At 65.4% G+C, this 2,785-nt stretch carries 3 protein-coding genes; all 3 read left to right on the top strand.

The genetic code is table 11. From position 1 onward, the window contains the following. Positions 1-467, top strand: a 467-nt coding sequence (locus tag EN781_RS30220; protein ID WP_145965713.1) for a response regulator, incomplete at its 5' end; no start/stop codon positions are given. 549 nt (positions 468-1,016) lie between these two features. Further along, positions 1,017-2,045, top strand: coding sequence for a substrate-binding domain-containing protein (locus EN781_RS30225; protein ID WP_126057985.1), 1,029 nt, complete (start codon positions 1,017-1,019; stop codon positions 2,043-2,045). A gap of 193 nt (positions 2,046-2,238) precedes the next feature. After that, the coding region (locus EN781_RS30230; protein ID WP_189347940.1) for a phosphate ABC transporter permease family protein at positions 2,239-2,785 on the top strand (547 nt) is incomplete at its 3' end.

Raw genomic sequence — 2,785 nt, forward strand, 5'->3', positions numbered from 1 at the left:
CGTCGGAACGGGCCCTGCTGCAGCCGCCGCCGGTTCGTGCGCGCGCCCGGCCGGCAAGCGCCGAACGCGGGCTCGACATCCTCGTCGCCGAGGACAATGAGGTGAACCAGATGGTGTTCACGCAGATCCTCGGCGAGACCGGCTACGGCTTCGAGATCGTCGGCAATGGCCGCAAGGCGCTCGACGCCTACGGCCGGCTCAATCCGCGCATGATCCTGATGGACGTGTCGATGCCGGAGATGAACGGGCTGGAGGCGACGGCCGTCATCCGCCGGCTCGAGGAGGAGAGCGGCATGCATGTGCCGATCGTCGGCGTCACCGCGCATGCGCTGAAGGGCGACCGCGAGCGCTGCCTGGAGGCCGGCATGGACGACTACCTGCCCAAGCCGATCAGCCCGAGGGCGCTGCTCGAGAAGCTCGAGCGCTGGCTCGGCACGGGCGCCCAGGTCCAGAGAAACGCCGGCTAGGCCTGCCGAGGCGAAGGGCCGATTATCTCCTGCGGGCCGGCGCCGTCGCGTCCAATTTGTGCAAAGCACACCGGGAACCGAAGGGATGTCGCAAGGGTATGGTGCGATCGCACCATACCCTTGTGGGCGTCGAGCCGGAACAATGGCGGCATCGGATTCGCTCCTTCGGTTACGGGCGGGAGCAGCGACCGCCGGCATGAAACAGCGTCGAATCTACCCCAACGGACCTGTTTTCGGCGATGGCTCGGCCATGATGCGCTCTGGCCAGGGGCAACGCGCTCTCGTCCGGCTTTTCTTTTCTCGGCGGCCGCGGCTCGCGCCGCCGAGGGCGGGGGCGGTCATCGAAATTCGCGCAAGTCCCTGATTCCCTCCGGCAAACGGCCTTTGCCTCGCGGAGGCTGGCGGCCAGCCGTTTCCGCCAGACCAGTGAGACGTTACCGGGCTGACACGAAACTGTCATGCAACTGTAATAATCGGAAGCTATTGGCCTCACCGGGCGCCAATGGACAGCGGTGCCGAGAGACCATCTTCCGAACAGGAGCAGGCCACATGAACAAATTCCTTCTCACGGCGTCGGCCGCTGCGCTTGCGCTCGCCGCGTCGTCCGGCTTCGCCGCCGCGCGCGACCAGATCCAGGTTGCCGGGTCGTCGACCGTCCTTCCCTATGCCAAGATCGTCGCCGAGCAGTTCGGCGAAACCTTCACCAAGTTCAAGACCCCGGTGGTCGAGTCCGGCGGCAGCGGCGCCGGCATCAAGGAATTCTGCAAGGGCGTCGGCGAAGACACCATCGACATCGCCAACTCCTCGCGTCCGATCAAGAAGGACGAGATCAAGTCCTGCGCCGACGCCGGCGTGAAGGACATCCAGGAAGTCCGCATCGGCTATGACGGCATCGTCTTCGCCACCGACGTCAAGGGCCCGGACTGGGCGCTGGCTCCCGCCGACATCTACAAGGCGCTCGCCGCCAAGCTCGTCGTCGACGGCAAGCTGGTCGACAATCCGAACACCAAGTGGAACCAGGTCAACCCGAAGCTCCCCGACTGGGACATCGCCGCCTACATCCCGGGTGAAAAGCACGGCACCCGCGAGGTGTTCGAGACCAAGCTTCTCGACGCCGGCTGCGACAAGGCCGCCATCAAGGCCACCGGCATCAGCGACGACAAGGAAGTCGGCAAGACCTGCATCGCCATCCGCAAGGACGGCAAGGCTGTCGACATCGACGGCGACTACACCGAGACGCTCGCCCGCATCGACTCCAACAAGACCGGCGTCGGCGTGTTCGGCCTCGCCTTCTACGAAAACAATGCCGACAAGCTGAAGGTCGCCACCGTGGAAGGCGTCACGCCTTCGACCGAGACCATCGCCAGCGGCAAGTATCCGGTTTCGCGCCCGCTGTTCTTCTACGTCAAGAAGGCGCATCTCGGCGTCGTTCCGGGCCTGAAGGAATATGTCGAGTTCTTCCTCGACGACCAGATGATCGGCCCGGAAAGCCCGCTCGCCGAGTACGGCCTGGTTTCGGCTCCCGATGCCGAGCGTCAGGCGCAGCGCGACGCGTTCGCCGCCGGAAAGACCATGTAATCAAGCTTGCGGACCGGGGCGCGGGTTTGCCCGCGCCCCGATCTCTTCGCCTGCCGCAGCGGCGGTAGCGACCGGAGCATGATCCCGAACCGAAGCACCGCGTCAGCGAAAAGTGGGGACCGGTTTTTGCTTCGCTGACCTCTGGTTCGGATAAGATCATGCTCAAACAAGGGATTTCCCCTGGGGTGGGTTCATGTCGTCCATGCTCGTACTTGCCATTGTAGTCGCCGTCGGCCTGGTCGCATTCTTCATCGGTCGCCAACGCGCCGTCGCGCAGGACAATGGATCGGTGAAGCCGCATTCGCGCGCTCACTATCACGGCTGGTGGGCCTTCCTGCTCGCTGTCCTGCCGGCCCTCCTGCTGCTTGCCGTGTGGAACATCGGTTCCTCCATCTACCTCGACCGCCACATCCATGCCGCTTTGCCCGAGCGCACCGCCGACAGCGCGGTCGCCAGCGAGGCGCTCGACGTCAGCCTGGTGAAGAGCCTCGCCAAGGGCCTGCGCCAGCTCGATGCCAACACCCAGCTTCCCGCCAGCTTCGCCGAATTGCAGCCGCTGCTCGCCGCCAAGGGCGTGGCGCTGGCGACGGACACCCAGGATTACATGATCCCGATTGCCGTCGAGGCGAACGCGGTGCAGGGCCGGCTCGGCATGATCGGAGCCGTCGTCACCCTTGCCCTGTCGATCGCCGGCGCCTTCTATGCGCTAAGACAAGTCGCGCCACGGGCGCGCGCCAGGA

It is taken from the genome of Mesorhizobium sp. M4A.F.Ca.ET.090.04.2.1, from assembly GCF_003999085.1.
Lineage (GTDB): Bacteria > Pseudomonadota > Alphaproteobacteria > Rhizobiales > Rhizobiaceae > Mesorhizobium.

Bases quoted from the DNA above. Each gene is read 5' to 3' on its own strand.
- EN781_RS30225 (WP_126057985.1), top strand. From the start codon at position 1,017: ATGAACAAATTCCTTCTCACGGCGTCGGCCGCTGCGCTTGCGCTCGCC.